Genomic DNA, 14822 nt, shown 5'->3' with positions numbered 1-14822 from the left:
GTTGAAGACTAAAAAGTTGAGTTAAGATTTTACAGGGAGGCGATAGAAATTGAAAAAAATAACCGGATTTTTGATAGCGCTGCTCTTGATATTGTCCGTACTCTTTGTTGCGGGATGTACGACCTCCAAAAGGAGCCAAAATCAGGCAGCCGGCTATTCGGGCGAAAAAATTCGCATTGCTATACAATATGGCCTTGGCTATGCGCCGGTGCAAATTGTGAAGGAAAAGAAACTGATTGAAAAGTACCTGCCGGGGGCTCAGGTGGAATGGAAACAGATGGGTGGGGAAATGATCAGAGAGGCTATGGTTTCCGGCGACCTGGATATTGGGTTTACGGGGCAGACGCCCTTCTGGATAGCATGGGATAAAGGCGCTGACTGGAAGATATGTACAGCCCTCGGGACTGCGCCCCTGGGTCTGGTGACCTACCGCGAGGATTTAAAGTCATTAAAGGACTTTAAGATAGGAGATAAGATAGCGACCCCCTATTCCGGCAGTATTCAACATATGCTGTTGGCCATGGCCGCGGAGAAGGAACTGGGCAACCCCAAAGCCATGGACAAAAACCTGGTGTCTATGCAGCACCCTGATGCAGCTACTGCCGTGGTAAGCAAAAGGGCTATTGCCGCCCATTTTTCTGCTCCGCCGTACTTGTATGAGGAGTTAGATACACCGGGAGTGGAACTTGTTTTAAACGGGGAAGATGCCTTTGGCGGCGAGTTTGGTTTTTTGGTGGGTTCGGCAACCAGGGATTTTCATGACAACCATCCTACGGCTTATGCGGCTTTTGTCATGGCCATGGATGAGGCAATTACCTTCATTAATAACAGTCCCGAGGAAGCAGCCAAGATCCTGGCCCCTAGCTACAAGATGCCGGCGGAGAAAGTGGAAAAATATCTTACCTGGCCGGGCACCAACTATACTTCCACTCCGTACGGGTTATTGGGATTTGCCGAGTTTATGAAAAAAGCGGGATATATCAGTAAGGTGCCCAAAAGTTTGGATGAAGTTTGCTGGGAGAATGTTACAGCAGCCATCGGCAAAAAGTCTGGCGGCTTATCTCCTGTAGAAAAGGCTCAATATCGGGACAGCAACAAAAATAATAAGAGGTAGTAATAGCATGAGGGAAATTTTTCGGAGAAGGATATTATTTATCATCATTTTGTTAGGATTGTGGGAAGCAACGGCTCTTACGGGCTTATTTCCCCGGATGATGTTCCCTACCCTGGGCAGCATCTGGCAGGCCTTTAAAAGCGGGATTTTCGGTGGGGAATTAATTGATAACGCAAGTTTTTCCTTGTATTTAATTATCATAGGTCTGGTCATCTCCGTGTTCCTGACTATAATTTTATCTACTGTGGCGATAATGTCCAGGACCTTTGATGACTTTATTAATACGGAAGTGGCGGTAATGGACCCTTTGCCCGGTATCGCCCTTCTCCCCTTGGCCATTCTATGGTTTGGAACGGGGCAAAAGGCTATAATATTTATTATTGTCCATTCTACATTATGGCCTATGATATTAAATACAGTTACCGGTTTTAAAACAGTACCCCCCATTTATAAAGAAGTGGGAGAAAATATCGGCCTGCGGGGGCCCAGATTGGTGCTGGGCATTATGGTACCGGCTGCCTTTCCCTACCTTTTGACAGGGGTTAAAATTGGGTGGTCTAGAGCATGGCGGGCTTTGATAGCGGCGGAAATGGTTTTCGGTACGGCCGGTGTCAGCGGCGGCCTGGGCTGGTACATATATCAGCAGAGGTATCTGATGGATATTTCAGGCGTATTTGCTGCGTTAGTGGTAATAGTAATAATCGGTATACTTGTTGAAGATTTGTTATTCGGCTATATTGAAAAGAAAACCATCAAACGATGGGGAATGACGGTGTGAGGTTGAGATATGGCAGTAAATCATTTGGAAATAAAAAACGTGACAAAAGTATATACCAACAGGCAGCAACAGATAGTAGCCCTGGATAAAGTAAGTTTTGAAATTGATGAGGGGGAGTTATTCTGCATTTTAGGTCCCTCAGGTTGTGGTAAATCAACGCTTTTACGCTGTATTGCCGGTTTCGAGCAGGTGACAGAAGGGGAAATTCTGGTTGGCGGTCGGCCCGTGGATAAACCGGGGCCGGAACGGACCATGGTATTTCAGGGCTTCGACCAATTGCTCCCGTGGAAAACGGTGCTGGAAAACGTGGAATACCCATTAAGGGTAAACAAACTGGGTTCTCCTACGGAACGAAGGGAACGGGCGGCAGAATTTCTGGAACTTGTAGGGCTCAGTGAATTTAAAGATAACTATCCGCACCAGTTGTCAGGGGGCATGAAGCAGCGGGTCGCCATTGCCCGGGCGTTGGCTCTAAAACCAAAAGTATTGTTGATGGATGAGCCCTTTGCCAGCCTGGATGCGCAAACCAGGACTGTCTTGCAGACAGAATTAATCGGTATCTGGGAAAAATTCCGTCCCACCATAATTTTTATTACCCATAATATTCAGGAAGCAATTATTCTTGGCAGTAAGATAGCCGTGATGAGCAAGCGTCCCGGTACTATTAAAAAAATTATTACCAACCAACTGGGCAGACCGCGATTTGTGGGCTACCCCGGTTTTGACGAAATGTGGCAGGAACTCCATGCCCTGCTGGATTATAATCGCATCATGCCTTCGGCATAACAAACTAAGGCTGTAAGGTTTTGCACCTTGCAGCCTTTCAGTTTCCCGGTAATGAGCAATATTACCATCCATGATGGCGCTATAATGTAATACTATGACCGGGTAGTCGGTGCAGGTGCTATAATAAACAGAGGGAAATTGTTAATTTGTTTGCGAAAGAGGTCATTTCTTATGTACCTTTCCCAATTGGAACTGCTATGTGAAGTGGTAAGGGTAAAAAGTTTTTCCAAAGCCGCTAAGCTTCTTAACCTGGGAGAGTTTTTCCTGAGGAATCAAATAGCTGCCGTAGAGAACTACTATGGCGTTCAGATATTTGAACGGGATACCGGCGAGGTTGTTTTGACTGAAATAGGAGAGGAAGTAGTCCGCCATGCCAGGGAAATCATAAAAATGCATAATGCCCTGGAAAAGAAGATAGACAGCTACCAGGAAGCTGAGAATAATAGAATAATTATCGGTGCAAGCCATACGGTGAGCAATTATGTGCTGCCCTGCATTTTATGGAATTTTCAGGAAAAGTACCCGTTAACCCGGGTAGACATGCAGGTCCATCATTCCCAAACAGTATTGTCCTTATTAAAAAAGGGTAAAATTCACCTGGCTGTTGTGGAAGAGGATGCGGTAATTGAAGACATGGACAAATATGTTATTTACCCTGTTTCTGATGATGAACTATTGGTTATAGCTCCTTATGAACTGCCGTGGATCGGAAAAAATTCAATCAGTTGGGAAGAATTGAGCAAGGCCGCGCTGATTGTTCCCTGTGAGGGTTCCGGAATAAGGAGGGTCTTCGAAAATACACTGAATTCTAAAGGGATTGCTTTAAATCAGTTAGTGGTGAAAAAAGAAGTGGACAGTATGAACGCACTCAAGATGGCAGTGGAAGCGGGAGTAGGTTTAGCCATATGTACCAGGATAGCTGTGGGGAAAGAAATCCATACCCGCCGGCTGCATCCCCTGAGGATAGAAGGAGAGGCCATTAAATTTCATTATGTTTTGATTTATCGTGATGATTCGGTTTTGAACAGCGCCGGCAAGAGGTTTATCCGGATGTTGATGGATTCGGGCAGTCCCCCTTCCTGCCGGTTATCTGGTTCGCATAAAGAAATATTTTAGGACCATGCTTCCGGCCAGGGCGCCGAAGAATAAAAATATTCCAGCAATCCATCCGTGCAGCGATTGTGAGGCGATACCGCCAACTACTGCTCCGATGTTGCAGCCGGCTGCCAGTCTGGCGCCGTAGCCCATCAAAATTCCGCCGGTTAAACCCAATACAAGCTGGCGATATCCTCGGGGCAGCTTAATACGAAACTGGGCAGCCAGGGCAGAAGCAAAAAGGACCCCGGTGATTACGCCCAGATTAAGAATTGTTTCTTCACTAAAAAACGGATGTTTGGACAGGAAATTATAATCGGCTTCTTTTAAATAATCAACCCATTTTTCGGGATGCCCTCCCAGGAGAGCCCATATGCGCATTCCCCAGTCGGTGATGGTGCTGGTAACCCCCCAGGGTTTGTAAATAGCTGTAAGCAGGATATTTAATAAAGCCAGCAGTATGCCGCCGACCCAATCAGGCCAGAAGCTCCCGAGCAGCCATTTTAAATCGAATTGTTTACTTTTCATAGTAGCTCACTACCTAACAAGTGGGTTTTTGTTATTTCTTGGTAATAGTAACCAACCAAATTCCTTGGCCGGTTTCGTCAAGCTCATAATTATGTCCCTGGTCTTCGCACCATTTTATTATGTTGCGGACGCTTTGGTTGAAATCAACTTCTATTAGCAGTACGTCGCCTGAATTCATTTGTTCCAATTCGGCCTGGGTCTTAAACAGGGGGAAAGGACAGACTTCGCCCAGCAGGTCTAACTTTTTTTGCGCCATTTTTGCCACTCCTTTGCCGTGAAAAACTTCTTCTCCAATATTAAGGTTATAAAATAAATGGAAGTTAGAATTATTATTGCCGCCAGTATGCTGTTTATCCAGCCAAAAACATCAGGCAAAAACACTGGCTCATGGGTAATAAAATTTCTTTTCCACCAGGAGAAATGGTATGCGCCGAAGGTAGAACCAACCATTACGGCTATAAGCACGGGAATAAAAATTATAAAACCTTCGCCAATTCTCTGCAAACTGCCGGCGGCACAGCCACCGGCCAGGACCATACCCAGGCCAAAAAGAAAACCGCCGACGACTGTATGCAATCCGAAGGAATGGAACCGGCCGGGAATGACCTGACCGTGGAAATGAGCGTGAGCCTGCAGCAGACTGATACCGGCCAGGGAAATAATGATCATGAGAATTACAGCCCTGGCCAAACTGTAATTGCGAAAAAGGAAAAGGTTTTGGTACGCGGCGGCGAAGCATATTCCGGAGCGGTACAATACAAAGCCCAGGGCTATTCCAATCAACCACAGATAAACAAGCTTGGGCTGGACAAAATATAACTTTATGCCGAAAACTAAAATCGCCAAACCGGTTGCCAAAGCTAATTTTGATTGTGAAAACCGTTTCAAGTAAGCCACCTCCAAAAAATTGAGGAAAGGGTAGCTTTTTATAAATTAGCTTTTTGGGTACAAATATCCTCTTTTTTGTCGAAATATGACGAAAATATTTATCAGCAACTCTGATGGGGGTATAAAGTAATACTATAGCATCTGTCCAATAAACAGTGTTATAATTAAAGCGAGAATTAATAAATATTATTATGGGTTTCGTAAAGATTTTCCGCTTATACTAAATTTTACTCTAAAAATAATGATAAGGGGGATAATTATGTTGGAGCAGAAAGAAAAAGAACAAGTGCATGAGAACGAGAAAGTTGTCACAAGGAGGAAGTTTTTACTTACAGCCGGTGCGTTGGCTACAGGGCTTATTGCCACCGGTATTACCGGCTGCAGCACATCGGAGCCGGCGAAAACTGCCGCTACCGGCAAAACTGATGCTGCCGAAACCAAGACAAACACCAACGGTCCGGCCCCGGCGCTGCCCTGGAAGTACAAGAAGATCGATGTTGATAAGGTAAGGAAAAGGGGTTACGAAAACTATTTCAAATATGGCTGCATGTATGCCGCAGCTTCCGCACTGCTCACCACTTTGGCTGAAGATAACGGGACTCCCTGGGATACCATTCCGCTGGATATGTTCCAGTACGGAGCGGCTGGCGCATACGGTTGGGGAACTCTATGCGGTGCGCTCAATGGTTCTCTGGCTGTTATCAACCTGGCATCTGCCAAACACGCTGAAATCGGAAACGAATTAATCGGCTGGTATACCAAGTTCCCATTTCCGTCCAATAAACATGAGGCATACTGCCATTTCAAAAATCAGGTTACTACCGTATCTGATTCTCCTCTTTGCCATGTTTCTGTCAGCAAATGGGCCGCTGCGGCCGGCGCCAGGATTAACGAGAAGGCGAAAAAAGACCGCTGCGCCAAACTGTCCGGCGATACTGCGGCGCGGGCAGCGGAATTATTAAACGAAGCCCTCGAAAAAGGCGCTATTGTGGCCACATACAAGGTTCCTGATGAGTTTTCACATTGTATGTCCTGTCACCAGAGTGAAAAGAGCTTGCTGGACAACGAACAAGGAAAGATGGATTGTTTGTACTGCCATGGCGATCATACCAAGACCGGTAAGAAACAGTAATCGGCGAAAAATTTTGCATTTGTGTTGATGTTGAGATAAAGACCAATTTGTGGCAGAGGGGGGATAGCGTGTGGATAACCCGAAAAAGCTCCGGCTTATCATTATAATTGCGGCCGTTGTTATAGCGGCAGTAAGCATAGGAGCAGTTGAGTATACTTCACAGACGGGGTTTTGCAATAGCTGTCATGAGATGAATGAAACTTATGCCGGCTGGCAGACCGGGATCCATAGTGGAGAGCACTGTTACGGATGTCATACTGACGAAGGAATCATTGCTAAAGCAAAAGTTAAGGTTAACGGTCTGCGCGAAGTGTACATCCACTTAACTGAGGAAGTAAACATGGACAAAGTAGTTGCCGATGTTCCTGACCGCAGGTGCGCTAAGTGCCATGACTTTACAGGTGATAAGTACAAAAATACTGTGCCGGGACAAAGAATCGCAGCATTCCATGCCCAGCACAAGGAGTATAAGTTTGATTGTTTAACCTGCCATAGAACGGTGGGGCATACCAAAGAGGGCTTCGTTGGATTTACTGATTCCTGTAAAGCCTGTCATTTAGCCAAAAAAACAGCCAGTAAATAAGTAGGTAGGAAAATAGGAGGGCATATTATTCTTCCGCTCAACGGGCGAAATCTCCTCCGGCAGCCGCTCCCACTGCGTGGATTGCGGGCCGGAGGACGATTTTAGTTTCCGCTCCAGAATAATATGCCCTCTTGATGTGAGGTTTGCCGGGCAAACCAACCTTTGCACCCCCGAGCGCAGCGAGAGGGGTTTTTTGAATATTTGTCAGAACCGTGGTGATTAAAACCACGGTTTTGCAGTGATGGGGTGTTCATCAGCGGTAACTGATTGTATATCTTTGTCTCTTAGTCTATAATAAAAGTAATATTTAATTATAAAGGGGTTTTATTATGAACCTGAGCCAGTTCGAATTGCTTTGCGAGGTTGCCCGGGTCAAGAGTTTTTCCAAAGCGGCCAAGCTCCTGCACTTAAGCCAGCCGGCAGTCAGCGCCCAGATTAACTCTATTGAAGACTTTTACGGCACCCAGCTTTTTGAACGGAGCAGCAGCGGCGTTACCCTGACGGAAGCGGGAAAAATCGTTTATAGTTATGCCAAGGAAATTCTGAAACTGCACGAAGCGTTGGAAAAAGAAGTTGATGCTCTGTTAAGAACGGAAAACCAGAAGCTGGTCATCGGGGCCAGTTCTAATGTGGGTAATTATGCTTTACCCTGTACTATCTGGACTTTTAAGGAAAAATATCCTTCAGCTGAAATTCAGCAGGTGGTAAATAATACGGACACTATACTGAACATGTTAAAAAACGATCAAATAGACATAGCTATTCTGGAAGAACCCATGTCCAATTTTACAGACGATTTCGTTACCCGGACGGTTTCCAACGATGAATTGCTGGTCATTGCTCCTCCCCGTGAGCCCTGGATAAACCGTACCACGATCACGCTACATGAATTGAAAAAGGCGCCGTTAATTATGCGGGAGAAAGGTTCCGGCATCCGGCGTATTTTTGAGGAAGCGCTGGCTTCCTGGGGGCTGAAGCTGGACGAATTTAACGTAAAAGCGGAAATGAGCAGTATCAATGCCATTAAATCCACCGTTGAGGCCGGACTTGGTTTGTCCATCAGCAGCCGCATTGCCTGCCGGACAGCTATTCGGGCCGGGTTGATTCACCCGCTGACCATTGAGGGCAAATCCATTAAGATTAATTACCAGTTAGTGTTTAAGACGAAGAAACCCTTTAATATAACAGGTAAGAGGTTTATCCGGTTCCTGGCCGGGCCCGGTGACCCGCTGTTCTGTTAGCTGTTTTTTGGTTTGTAGTCCCAAGCGGAAATATGGTAAAATTAAGTCGGTGTTACGAATTCCGTGTCTTACGGGGTGAAAATATGAGCAACTTTTTCGCAGTGGGCCTGGCAGTTGTTATAGGAGCTTTGACCTCCATTCAATCAGCCGTTAATTCTGAATTGGGCAAATACATTGGCGGTGTGGCGGCTGCCCTGGTTAGCTTTACCGTTGGGACAACTACTTTGGTTGTTTTTTATCTGTTTTCGGGTGAAGGAGGCTTAAAAGGCGTAACCAGGGTTGCCCCCTACCTGCTTATTGGTGGTATGTTCGGAGCTATGTTTGTTTTTGGTATGATAAAATTGGTTCCACGTATCGGGGTAAGCAGCGCTTCAGCCGGAGTTATTGCCGGGCAGTTGCTGTTGGCTATGGCGATAGACCACTTTGGCTGGTTCGGCGTGGCCAAACATAGCCTGAATTGGGTGCGTGGTATGGGCGCCCTGCTCCTGCTCCTTGGTGTAAGACTTATGAGCAAGTAGGTTAACGAGTTGGTGAAATGTAAATGAATATCACGTCTTATTTTCTACAATACGGTGCTTTGGGTTTGTTTTTGGTTTCATTTGCGGAATCATCTTTTTTTCCTGTACCTCCGGATGTGCTCTTAATACCGCTGGCGATAAAAAATCCATCTTCAGCTTTGCTCCTGGCTTTGATCACCACTGTGGCTTCGGTGGCGGGAGCCGTATTCGGCTATTTCATCGGTTGGCGGGCGGGGCGGCCTGTTCTGGATAGGTTTGTTTCCGGGGCCAGAATACATAAGGTTGAGGAGATGTTTGGAAAATACGGCGGCTGGGCAGTGGCTATTTCGGCTTTTACCCCCATACCCTTTAAAGTCTTTACCATTGCTTCTGGAGTGTTTAAGGTAAATAAGAATACATTTTTATTGGCTTCCTTGTTGGGCCGCGGCGCCCGGTTTTTTTTAGAGGGACTTATTATTATGCTGTTGGGCCGGGCAGCGGAACAATTCCTGAACAAGTACCTTGGTGTGGGGACACTGGTTGTGGCTGCAGTAGTTCTGCTTATTTATCTGCTTTACAAAGTTAGGCATCAAGGTGTACCGGCCGGCGGTATTTTGGCTGTCTGGACAAAGAAAATAGAATTACTGATTGAAAAGAAATTGAGCCCGCTAGGGGAATTTGGAACATATCTTGTTTCCGGAAGCATCCTGGCGGCCATGTCTCTTTTAATCTTTGCTAAACTGGCTGAAGACCTGATATTTAACGAGTTAAGACTCTTCGACACTGTAGTGACGAACTTTATCACCGGTTTGAGCAGCCCGGCCCTCACTGAAACTATGAAATTAATTACCAATTTTGGCTCAGCAGGAGTTTTGGCGATAATTGCTTTGCTGGTTGTATTTATTTTGATCAGACAGAAAAAACATTATTGGGATTCTGCTATGGTGGTTATATCACTTTTGGGCGGGTGGCTACTCAATGAAGCTCTGAAGATGATTTTTCAAAGGCCCAGGCCGGAACTTACTCCGTTGGTGGAGGTTAGCGGCTACAGTTTCCCCAGCGGCCATACCATGACCAGCGCTGCCTTTTATGGTTTTTTGGCTTTTCTGACCTGGTTGTACCTTCGCCATTCCCGGTTTAGGGTTTTGGTAGTTGCTGGACTGACCCTGTTAGTTGTTTTGATCGGAATTAGCCGGATTTATTTAGGCGCTCATTACCCCAGCGATGTCCTGGCCGGCTGGGCAGGCGGGGGATTTTGGCTGGCCGGCTGCATTTTGGCGTTGCAAACTATAAGGTATAAAAAACAGTATTATTAGAGTAAAATTTTTGTTATAATAATTGTCATAGCAATTATTGTTTCGGCAATGATTTAATGTTGTTGTTGGGTTTGGGAATTTGTATCGGCAAAGATATAAGAGGAGTTCTTATGGAATTTAAAATGGAAGATTCTTTGGGATTTATTATCAATAAAACTGCTTTAAAGATGAAAAATAATCTGGCCCGACATCTCAAGCCATATGAAATTACGCCTGAACAGTGGGGAATCTTGAACTGGCTATGGGAAAAGGAAGGAATTTCTCAAAAGGAGCTATCGGAAAAGAGTTTTAAGGACCAGCCCAATGTTACCAGAATCCTGGATAAACTCGAGGAAAAAGGCCTTATTAAAAGGCAGGAGAATCCTGATGACAGGCGAGCCTTTTCTGTATTTCTTACCGAAAAGGGGTATGGACTCAAAGGTGTGTTAGTGCCTGCGGCAACAAAAGCGCTTGATGAGGCGTTACAGGGGTTTGACACCGGGGAAATTCAACAATTGAAAAACTTATTGGAAAAAATCTTTACTAATTTAACTGACAGGGAGGAAGAACATGAAGGCTGACCAAATTATAAAACCATTACCGACTTTACATGAGCAGTTAACTCCAAGTCGCCGGTTTCAAGTCCTCATAGCGGTAGCAGTGGGCACCTTTATGGGACCGTTGGATTCCAGCGTAGTCAATATAGCTCTGCCGAGCATCCGTTCCTATTTCCAGGTTTCATTTTCCTCTGTGGAATGGGTTGTTATGGCCTATTTACTTATCATCAGCAGTCTCCTGCTTACTTTTGGCCGGTTGGGAGACCTTTATGGACATAAACGCATTTATATCTGGGGTTTTGTTGTTTTCACCATCGGCTCATTGCTCTGCGGCCTGGCCCCGTCCATCGGCTTTCTAATCGCTTTCCGCGTTCTGCAGGCCATTGGGGCCGGCATGCTAATGTCAATGGGGCCGGCTATAGTTACTGATGTTGCTCCACCCCAAGAACGGGGGAAATACATGGGAGTGATTGCTGTTTCAGTATCCATTGCCCTTTCCACAGGGCCTGTACTTGGTGGGTTCCTGACTGCCAAGTTTGGCTGGCCGAGCATTTTTTATATTAACGTTCCAGTTGGTATCTTGTCTATCATTTTAGCCCAACAGGTTATCCCTGATTCCGGGGGGCAAGGGGCCCAGCCTTTTGACATTAAAGGAGCGGCCTTGGTTTTCCTTGCCCTGGTTGCTATTCTGCTCCCTTTGAGTTATGCCGAAAAAGTAGGTTGGAGCAATCCTTATATCATTACTTCGCTGGCGGTAGGGATATTATTGTTTGTTGCATTCCTGTTCCTGGAAAAGCGGCTGGCCCATCCCATGGTTGACCTTTCCCTCTTTAAGAACAGGCTTTTTTCCATGTCCAATTTATCAGCGCTATTGAATTATGTGGCCATGTTTTCGGTTGTTTTGCTGATGCCCTTTTATCTGCAGCAACTGCGGGGTATGCCTCCTTCCAAAGCGGGGTTGATGCTTATTCCCATGCCCTTAACCACCATGTTGATTGCGCCTATCAGCGGGGCCTTATCCGACAGGGTGGATACCCGTTATATCAGTTCCCTGGGAATGGCCATCACGGCTCTGGGTATGTGGTTGTTGAGCAACCTGAATTTCGAGTCTTCCAATTTAACGGTGGTGTTGGCGCTGGTTACGGTGGGGCTTGGTTCGGGAATATTCCAGACACCCAACAACAGCGCCATAATGGGGGCGGTACCGCCATACCGCAGGGGTATAGCTTCCAGTCTGCTGGCGGGCATGCGGAATGTGGGCATGGTTTTGGGTGTGGCCATATCAGGAGCCGTATTTACCGGCCGGCAGAATTACCTTATGAAAAAGCTGGCAGCAGCCGGCATGGCCGGCGCGCCGTTGAAAATTCAAGCCTTTACCGGGTCTATACAGCTCGCCTTTCTTGTTGCATGCGGCATTGCCTTGTTGGCTGTTTTCACTTCCCTGGTCCGGGGACCGGCTAATGTTCCGAATATGCATTGACTTTTACATCAGTTTTATTGGGGGAACAGATGAATAATGGAAAAGGTGTTGTCAAAAAAAAGGTTGCAGATTCCCCAGGTAGTAGCGGCGCTGAAACATAGAAATTTCCGCTTATTTTGGGGAGGGCAGTGTATCTCCTTAATCGGCACCTGGATGCAAAATGTGGCCCAGTCCTGGTTGGTTCTCGAGCTAACCAGGTCTGCTTTTTGGTTGGGGGTTGTAAGTACATTTCAATTTCTGCCTATGACGTTGTTTTCTCTGTATGCCGGTACGCTGATAGACCGGTTTCCCAAAAAGAAAATGCTCATTTTTACTCAGGCCGGGCTGATGACTTTGGCTTTTATTCTGGCAGTGGATACCTGGATGCACACGGTAAAATTATGGCATGTGCTTATCCTCGCCGTTCTTTTGGGGGTAATGAATACTTTTGACATGCCGGCCAGGCAGGCTTTTATGATAGAATTGGTCGGAGAAGCGGACCTGATGAATGCTATTGTGCTCAATTCTTCCATTTTTAATGCTGCGAGGGTTGTAGGTCCTTCGGTATCCGGACTGGTAATTGCCAAGTTAGGCATTGCTTTATGTTTTTTAATAAATGCGGTAAGTTTCCTTCCCGTCATAACGGGAATATGGCTGATTCGTTTGCCAAAGCCTGTCCAACCGGCAAGCCGGCGCTGCCAGGAGGGGGTTTGGCAGGGAATAAAAGCCGGTTTGGATTATGTCCGGAAGACGCCGGGCATTTTCGTACCCCTGGCGCTGCTGGCCGTTATAAATGTTTTTGCCTTCAATTTCAACGTCCTGGTACCTTTATATGCGAAGAACGTATTTCATGCGGGGGCGAAAACCTATGGTTTTTTGATGGGCGCTAACGGTGTCGGCGCTATTATAGGTTCTGTAATTTTGGCCATTAGGAGCGCGCACGGGCCGAAAATGCGCAGCCTTTTTATAGCGGCGGCTGGGGTAAGCATTTTTGAGCTATTGCTGGTACCGGCCAAAAGTTACGCCCTGGCCTACCTTTTACTGGGGATTACAGGATTATGGGTCATCACCTTCACGACTAACTGCAATTCGCTGCTGCAGGTACAATCTCCGCCAAATATGCGGGGCCGGGTAATGAGCATATATACTCTGGTTTTTGGCGGTCTTGTCCCGCTGGGTAGTTTTTTGAGCGGTTCCATGGCCCATGCCTGGGGGGCCCCGGCAGCATTGGGATTAGGGGCTTTGATAAGCTTAGCTTTTACTGTGGCCTTGGTTATTTGGAGACCGTCCCTGTTAAAACAAGAAATTAACTTCAAATGGCAGGGCTGATGTCCTGTTTTTTTTTGTCAGTTGCCTAAAACCCGGCCATGAGTTACGGACGGCAGTACAGCGGCATCCACAGGGCAACGGTTGTTTCAATAAAAAAGTTTTGGCCGGTTGATTTTAGATAGGCCTAATGGCATTGATCTTCGTATAATGATTTAAAGATTTATTGTTATGCAATTTAAAAAAACGAAGGGAGATTTCCATGAAACCGGAAAATGTACAGTTTTTATGCAGTCCCCACACAGGTGAGAGGTTGGAGTTAATAGTCGAACAGGGCGCTGGGGGTAGGCCGGTAGAACTGCTGGTAGGCCAAAAAACGGGGGCAAAGTTCCCTGTGCGGGAGGGTATTCCCCTGTTTCTCGATAAAAGCCAGATGCCGGGCAATAACCGAAAACAACAGAAGTTTTATAACTTAGTGGCCCCTTTTTACGACTTTTTGCACCGGATGCAAACTGCCCGACAGGGTGGCGAGCATTTGATGCGCATGGAGTATATTAAAGAGTTGGGAATAGGCGATAAAGATAAGGTCCTGGAAGTATCCATAGGGACGGGCGCAAATTTGCTTTACCTTCCAAGAACAGCACAATGTTTTGGCATTGATATTTCCTGGGAAATGCTGAGGCGATGCAAGAAGTCCATGCAAAGAAAGGGCATTGACGTTGAACTGGCCATGGCGGCAGCAGAAAAACTACCCTTTGTAGACAATGTTTTTGACGTGGTATTCAATGTTTTGGGATTAAGACTATTTAATGATAAAGGCGGCGCTATAAGAGAAATGCTACGGGTTGCGAAACCGGGGGCCCGGATTACCATAGTAGACCAGGCTAAAACCGGAGCGCCTTTGCACCTGCTTCCCCGTGAAATAGTAGGACCGGAGTACAAAGAAATTTACTACGGGCATCTGTACTGCCTGTCATTTAAAAAAGCTGAAAAAAAAATAACACAGGAGTTGATCAACCACTGAGCGAGCCAACTGTAACCCTTAAAAGGCCCTTTGCGTAGTATTTAATAAGACCGAAAATTTGACTGCACAGAGATTCAAGTGGAACGGAAAAGGAGGGTTTTCATATGGCGGAAGCTAAGCAGCAGCAATTTATTTTCGGCTTCGGGTTCTTTTTCTTCATAATCATTATTTTCTTTTTTGTCGGCGGTTGGTGGTAAAGGGTATAATTTTAGGAACAAGCACCAATAGCAGTAAATATACATAGTATTTAATGAAGGTTAGTTGAAAATCAGTAGTAAAGGGGGGTATAAAATGGCAGACGTTAAAACTCAGGAATGGTTTGCTAACTTTGCGTTTATCCTTTTCCTGATTCTGATCCTTCTCTTCTTCGGAGACGGAGTATGGTAAAAGAGCCGAATTGTTTTAAAAACGCAGAAACAGTTCCGGCCCTGCAACGGGCCGGACAATTTTTAATTTAAATAGTATGGACCCCTGGACAGATTTGAAAAACTTTTAACTGAATTTAGGTACCCTTTGGGAGCAAAACTAGAGTAAAGGAGGGTTTGGAGTGGCTGAAGTACGAACTCAGGAATGGTTTGG

The 14822-nt window shown here is 46.0% G+C and carries 16 protein-coding genes; 13 read left to right on the top strand and 3 right to left on the bottom strand.

Annotation, left to right across the window (positions count from 1 at the left end; all coding sequences use genetic code 11):
* Nucleotides 1-49: 49 nt before the first annotated feature.
* From ACSNJE_RS07955 to ACSNJE_RS07940, 4 genes are all read left to right on the top strand, one after another.
* Nucleotides 50-1114, top strand: coding sequence for an ABC transporter substrate-binding protein (locus ACSNJE_RS07955; RefSeq protein ID WP_052218379.1), 1065 nt, complete (start codon nucleotides 50-52; stop codon nucleotides 1112-1114).
* Nucleotides 1115-1121: 7 nt separating this feature from the next.
* Nucleotides 1122-1892, top strand: coding sequence for an ABC transporter permease (locus ACSNJE_RS07950; protein WP_495252400.1), 771 nt, complete (start codon nucleotides 1122-1124; stop codon nucleotides 1890-1892).
* A gap of 9 nt (nucleotides 1893-1901) precedes the next feature.
* The gene (locus tag ACSNJE_RS07945; protein WP_495252399.1) at nucleotides 1902-2678 is read left to right on the top strand and encodes an ABC transporter ATP-binding protein; all 777 of its coding nucleotides are present in this window, start codon (nucleotides 1902-1904) and stop codon (nucleotides 2676-2678) included.
* Nucleotides 2679-2849: 171 nt separating this feature from the next.
* Nucleotides 2850-3794: a LysR family transcriptional regulator gene (locus ACSNJE_RS07940; protein ID WP_052218376.1), complete on the top strand. Its 945-nt coding sequence runs from the start codon at nucleotides 2850-2852 to the stop codon at nucleotides 3792-3794.
* Here ACSNJE_RS07940 and ACSNJE_RS07935 read toward each other — a convergent pair.
* Genes ACSNJE_RS07935 through ACSNJE_RS07925 form a run of 3 tightly spaced genes read right to left on the bottom strand, consistent with a single transcriptional unit; the run spans nucleotide 3765 to nucleotide 5189 of the window.
* Nucleotides 3765-4301 (bottom strand): YeeE/YedE thiosulfate transporter family protein, encoded by a 537-nt coding sequence (locus ACSNJE_RS07935; protein WP_052218375.1) that lies wholly within the window; start codon nucleotides 4299-4301, stop codon nucleotides 3765-3767. The genes ACSNJE_RS07940 and ACSNJE_RS07935 overlap by 30 nt on opposite strands.
* A gap of 31 nt (nucleotides 4302-4332) precedes the next feature.
* Nucleotides 4333-4557 carry a sulfurtransferase TusA family protein gene (locus ACSNJE_RS07930; protein WP_013119411.1) on the bottom strand — a complete coding sequence of 75 codons (225 nt, stop codon included), beginning with the start codon at nucleotides 4555-4557 and terminating at the stop codon, nucleotides 4333-4335.
* Nucleotides 4539-5189 (bottom strand): YeeE/YedE thiosulfate transporter family protein, encoded by a 651-nt coding sequence (locus ACSNJE_RS07925; protein WP_052218374.1) that lies wholly within the window; start codon nucleotides 5187-5189, stop codon nucleotides 4539-4541. The genes ACSNJE_RS07930 and ACSNJE_RS07925 overlap by 19 nt, the downstream gene beginning before the upstream one ends.
* A gap of 259 nt (nucleotides 5190-5448) precedes the next feature.
* Here ACSNJE_RS07925 and ACSNJE_RS07920 point away from each other — a divergent pair, with 259 nt between their 5' ends.
* The 9 genes from ACSNJE_RS07920 to ACSNJE_RS07880 all read left to right on the top strand — a co-directional run bounded on the left by ACSNJE_RS07920 (nucleotide 5449) and on the right by ACSNJE_RS07880 (nucleotide 14243).
* Nucleotides 5449-6321: a C-GCAxxG-C-C family (seleno)protein gene (locus ACSNJE_RS07920; protein ID WP_013119413.1), complete on the top strand. Its 873-nt coding sequence runs from the start codon at nucleotides 5449-5451 to the stop codon at nucleotides 6319-6321.
* 70 nt (nucleotides 6322-6391) lie between these two features.
* Nucleotides 6392-6904, top strand: coding sequence for a NapC/NirT family cytochrome c (locus ACSNJE_RS07915; RefSeq protein ID WP_474774449.1), 513 nt, complete (start codon nucleotides 6392-6394; stop codon nucleotides 6902-6904).
* Between the two features lie 329 nt (nucleotides 6905-7233).
* Entirely contained in the window at nucleotides 7234-8145 is a 912-nt protein-coding gene (locus ACSNJE_RS07910; protein WP_013119415.1) for a LysR family transcriptional regulator, read from the top strand.
* A gap of 83 nt (nucleotides 8146-8228) precedes the next feature.
* Complete coding sequence (locus ACSNJE_RS07905) at nucleotides 8229-8663, top strand: DMT family transporter (RefSeq protein ID WP_052218371.1); 435 nt, start codon at nucleotides 8229-8231, stop codon at nucleotides 8661-8663.
* Between the two features lie 23 nt (nucleotides 8664-8686).
* Nucleotides 8687-9958, top strand: a complete 1272-nt coding sequence (locus ACSNJE_RS07900) for a phosphatase PAP2 family protein (RefSeq protein ID WP_495252398.1) — start codon at nucleotides 8687-8689, stop codon at nucleotides 9956-9958.
* Between the two features lie 110 nt (nucleotides 9959-10068).
* Nucleotides 10069-10518: a MarR family winged helix-turn-helix transcriptional regulator gene (locus tag ACSNJE_RS07895; protein ID WP_474774451.1), complete on the top strand. Its 450-nt coding sequence runs from the start codon at nucleotides 10069-10071 to the stop codon at nucleotides 10516-10518.
* Nucleotides 10508-11974, top strand: coding sequence for an MFS transporter (locus tag ACSNJE_RS07890; protein ID WP_474774452.1), 1467 nt, complete (start codon nucleotides 10508-10510; stop codon nucleotides 11972-11974). Before ACSNJE_RS07895 ends, ACSNJE_RS07890 begins: the two co-directional genes overlap by 11 nt.
* A 36-nt stretch (nucleotides 11975-12010) precedes the next feature.
* Nucleotides 12011-13282, top strand: a complete 1272-nt coding sequence (locus ACSNJE_RS07885) for an MFS transporter (protein WP_474774453.1) — start codon at nucleotides 12011-12013, stop codon at nucleotides 13280-13282.
* Nucleotides 13283-13481: 199 nt separating this feature from the next.
* Nucleotides 13482-14243 carry a methyltransferase domain-containing protein gene (locus tag ACSNJE_RS07880; RefSeq protein WP_495252397.1) on the top strand — a complete coding sequence of 254 codons (762 nt, stop codon included), beginning with the start codon at nucleotides 13482-13484 and terminating at the stop codon, nucleotides 14241-14243.
* Nucleotides 14244-14822 lie beyond the last annotated feature (579 nt).

The organism is Thermincola sp. GK-1 (assembly GCF_059412445.1).
This window is presented reverse-complemented; position numbering and strand designations above follow the sequence as displayed.

Bases quoted from the DNA above. Each gene is read 5' to 3' on its own strand.
- ACSNJE_RS07940 (WP_052218376.1), top strand. From the start codon at position 2,850: ATGTACCTTTCCCAATTGGAACTGCTATGTGAAGTGGTAAGGGTAAAA.
- ACSNJE_RS07900 (WP_495252398.1), top strand. From the start codon at position 8,687: ATGAATATCACGTCTTATTTTCTACAATACGGTGCTTTGGGTTTGTTT.
- ACSNJE_RS07890 (WP_474774452.1), top strand. From the start codon at position 10,508: ATGAAGGCTGACCAAATTATAAAACCATTACCGACTTTACATGAGCAG.
- ACSNJE_RS07935 (WP_052218375.1), bottom strand. From the start codon at position 4,301: ATGAAAAGTAAACAATTCGATTTAAAATGGCTGCTCGGGAGCTTCTGG.
- ACSNJE_RS07905 (WP_052218371.1), top strand. From the start codon at position 8,229: ATGAGCAACTTTTTCGCAGTGGGCCTGGCAGTTGTTATAGGAGCTTTG.
- ACSNJE_RS07880 (WP_495252397.1), top strand. From the start codon at position 13,482: ATGAAACCGGAAAATGTACAGTTTTTATGCAGTCCCCACACAGGTGAG.
- ACSNJE_RS07910 (WP_013119415.1), top strand. From the start codon at position 7,234: ATGAACCTGAGCCAGTTCGAATTGCTTTGCGAGGTTGCCCGGGTCAAG.
- ACSNJE_RS07945 (WP_495252399.1), top strand. From the start codon at position 1,902: ATGGCAGTAAATCATTTGGAAATAAAAAACGTGACAAAAGTATATACC.
- ACSNJE_RS07885 (WP_474774453.1), top strand. From the start codon at position 12,011: ATGGAAAAGGTGTTGTCAAAAAAAAGGTTGCAGATTCCCCAGGTAGTA.
- ACSNJE_RS07950 (WP_495252400.1), top strand. From the start codon at position 1,122: ATGAGGGAAATTTTTCGGAGAAGGATATTATTTATCATCATTTTGTTA.
- ACSNJE_RS07920 (WP_013119413.1), top strand. From the start codon at position 5,449: ATGTTGGAGCAGAAAGAAAAAGAACAAGTGCATGAGAACGAGAAAGTT.
- ACSNJE_RS07895 (WP_474774451.1), top strand. From the start codon at position 10,069: ATGGAATTTAAAATGGAAGATTCTTTGGGATTTATTATCAATAAAACT.
- ACSNJE_RS07930 (WP_013119411.1), bottom strand. From the start codon at position 4,557: ATGGCGCAAAAAAAGTTAGACCTGCTGGGCGAAGTCTGTCCTTTCCCC.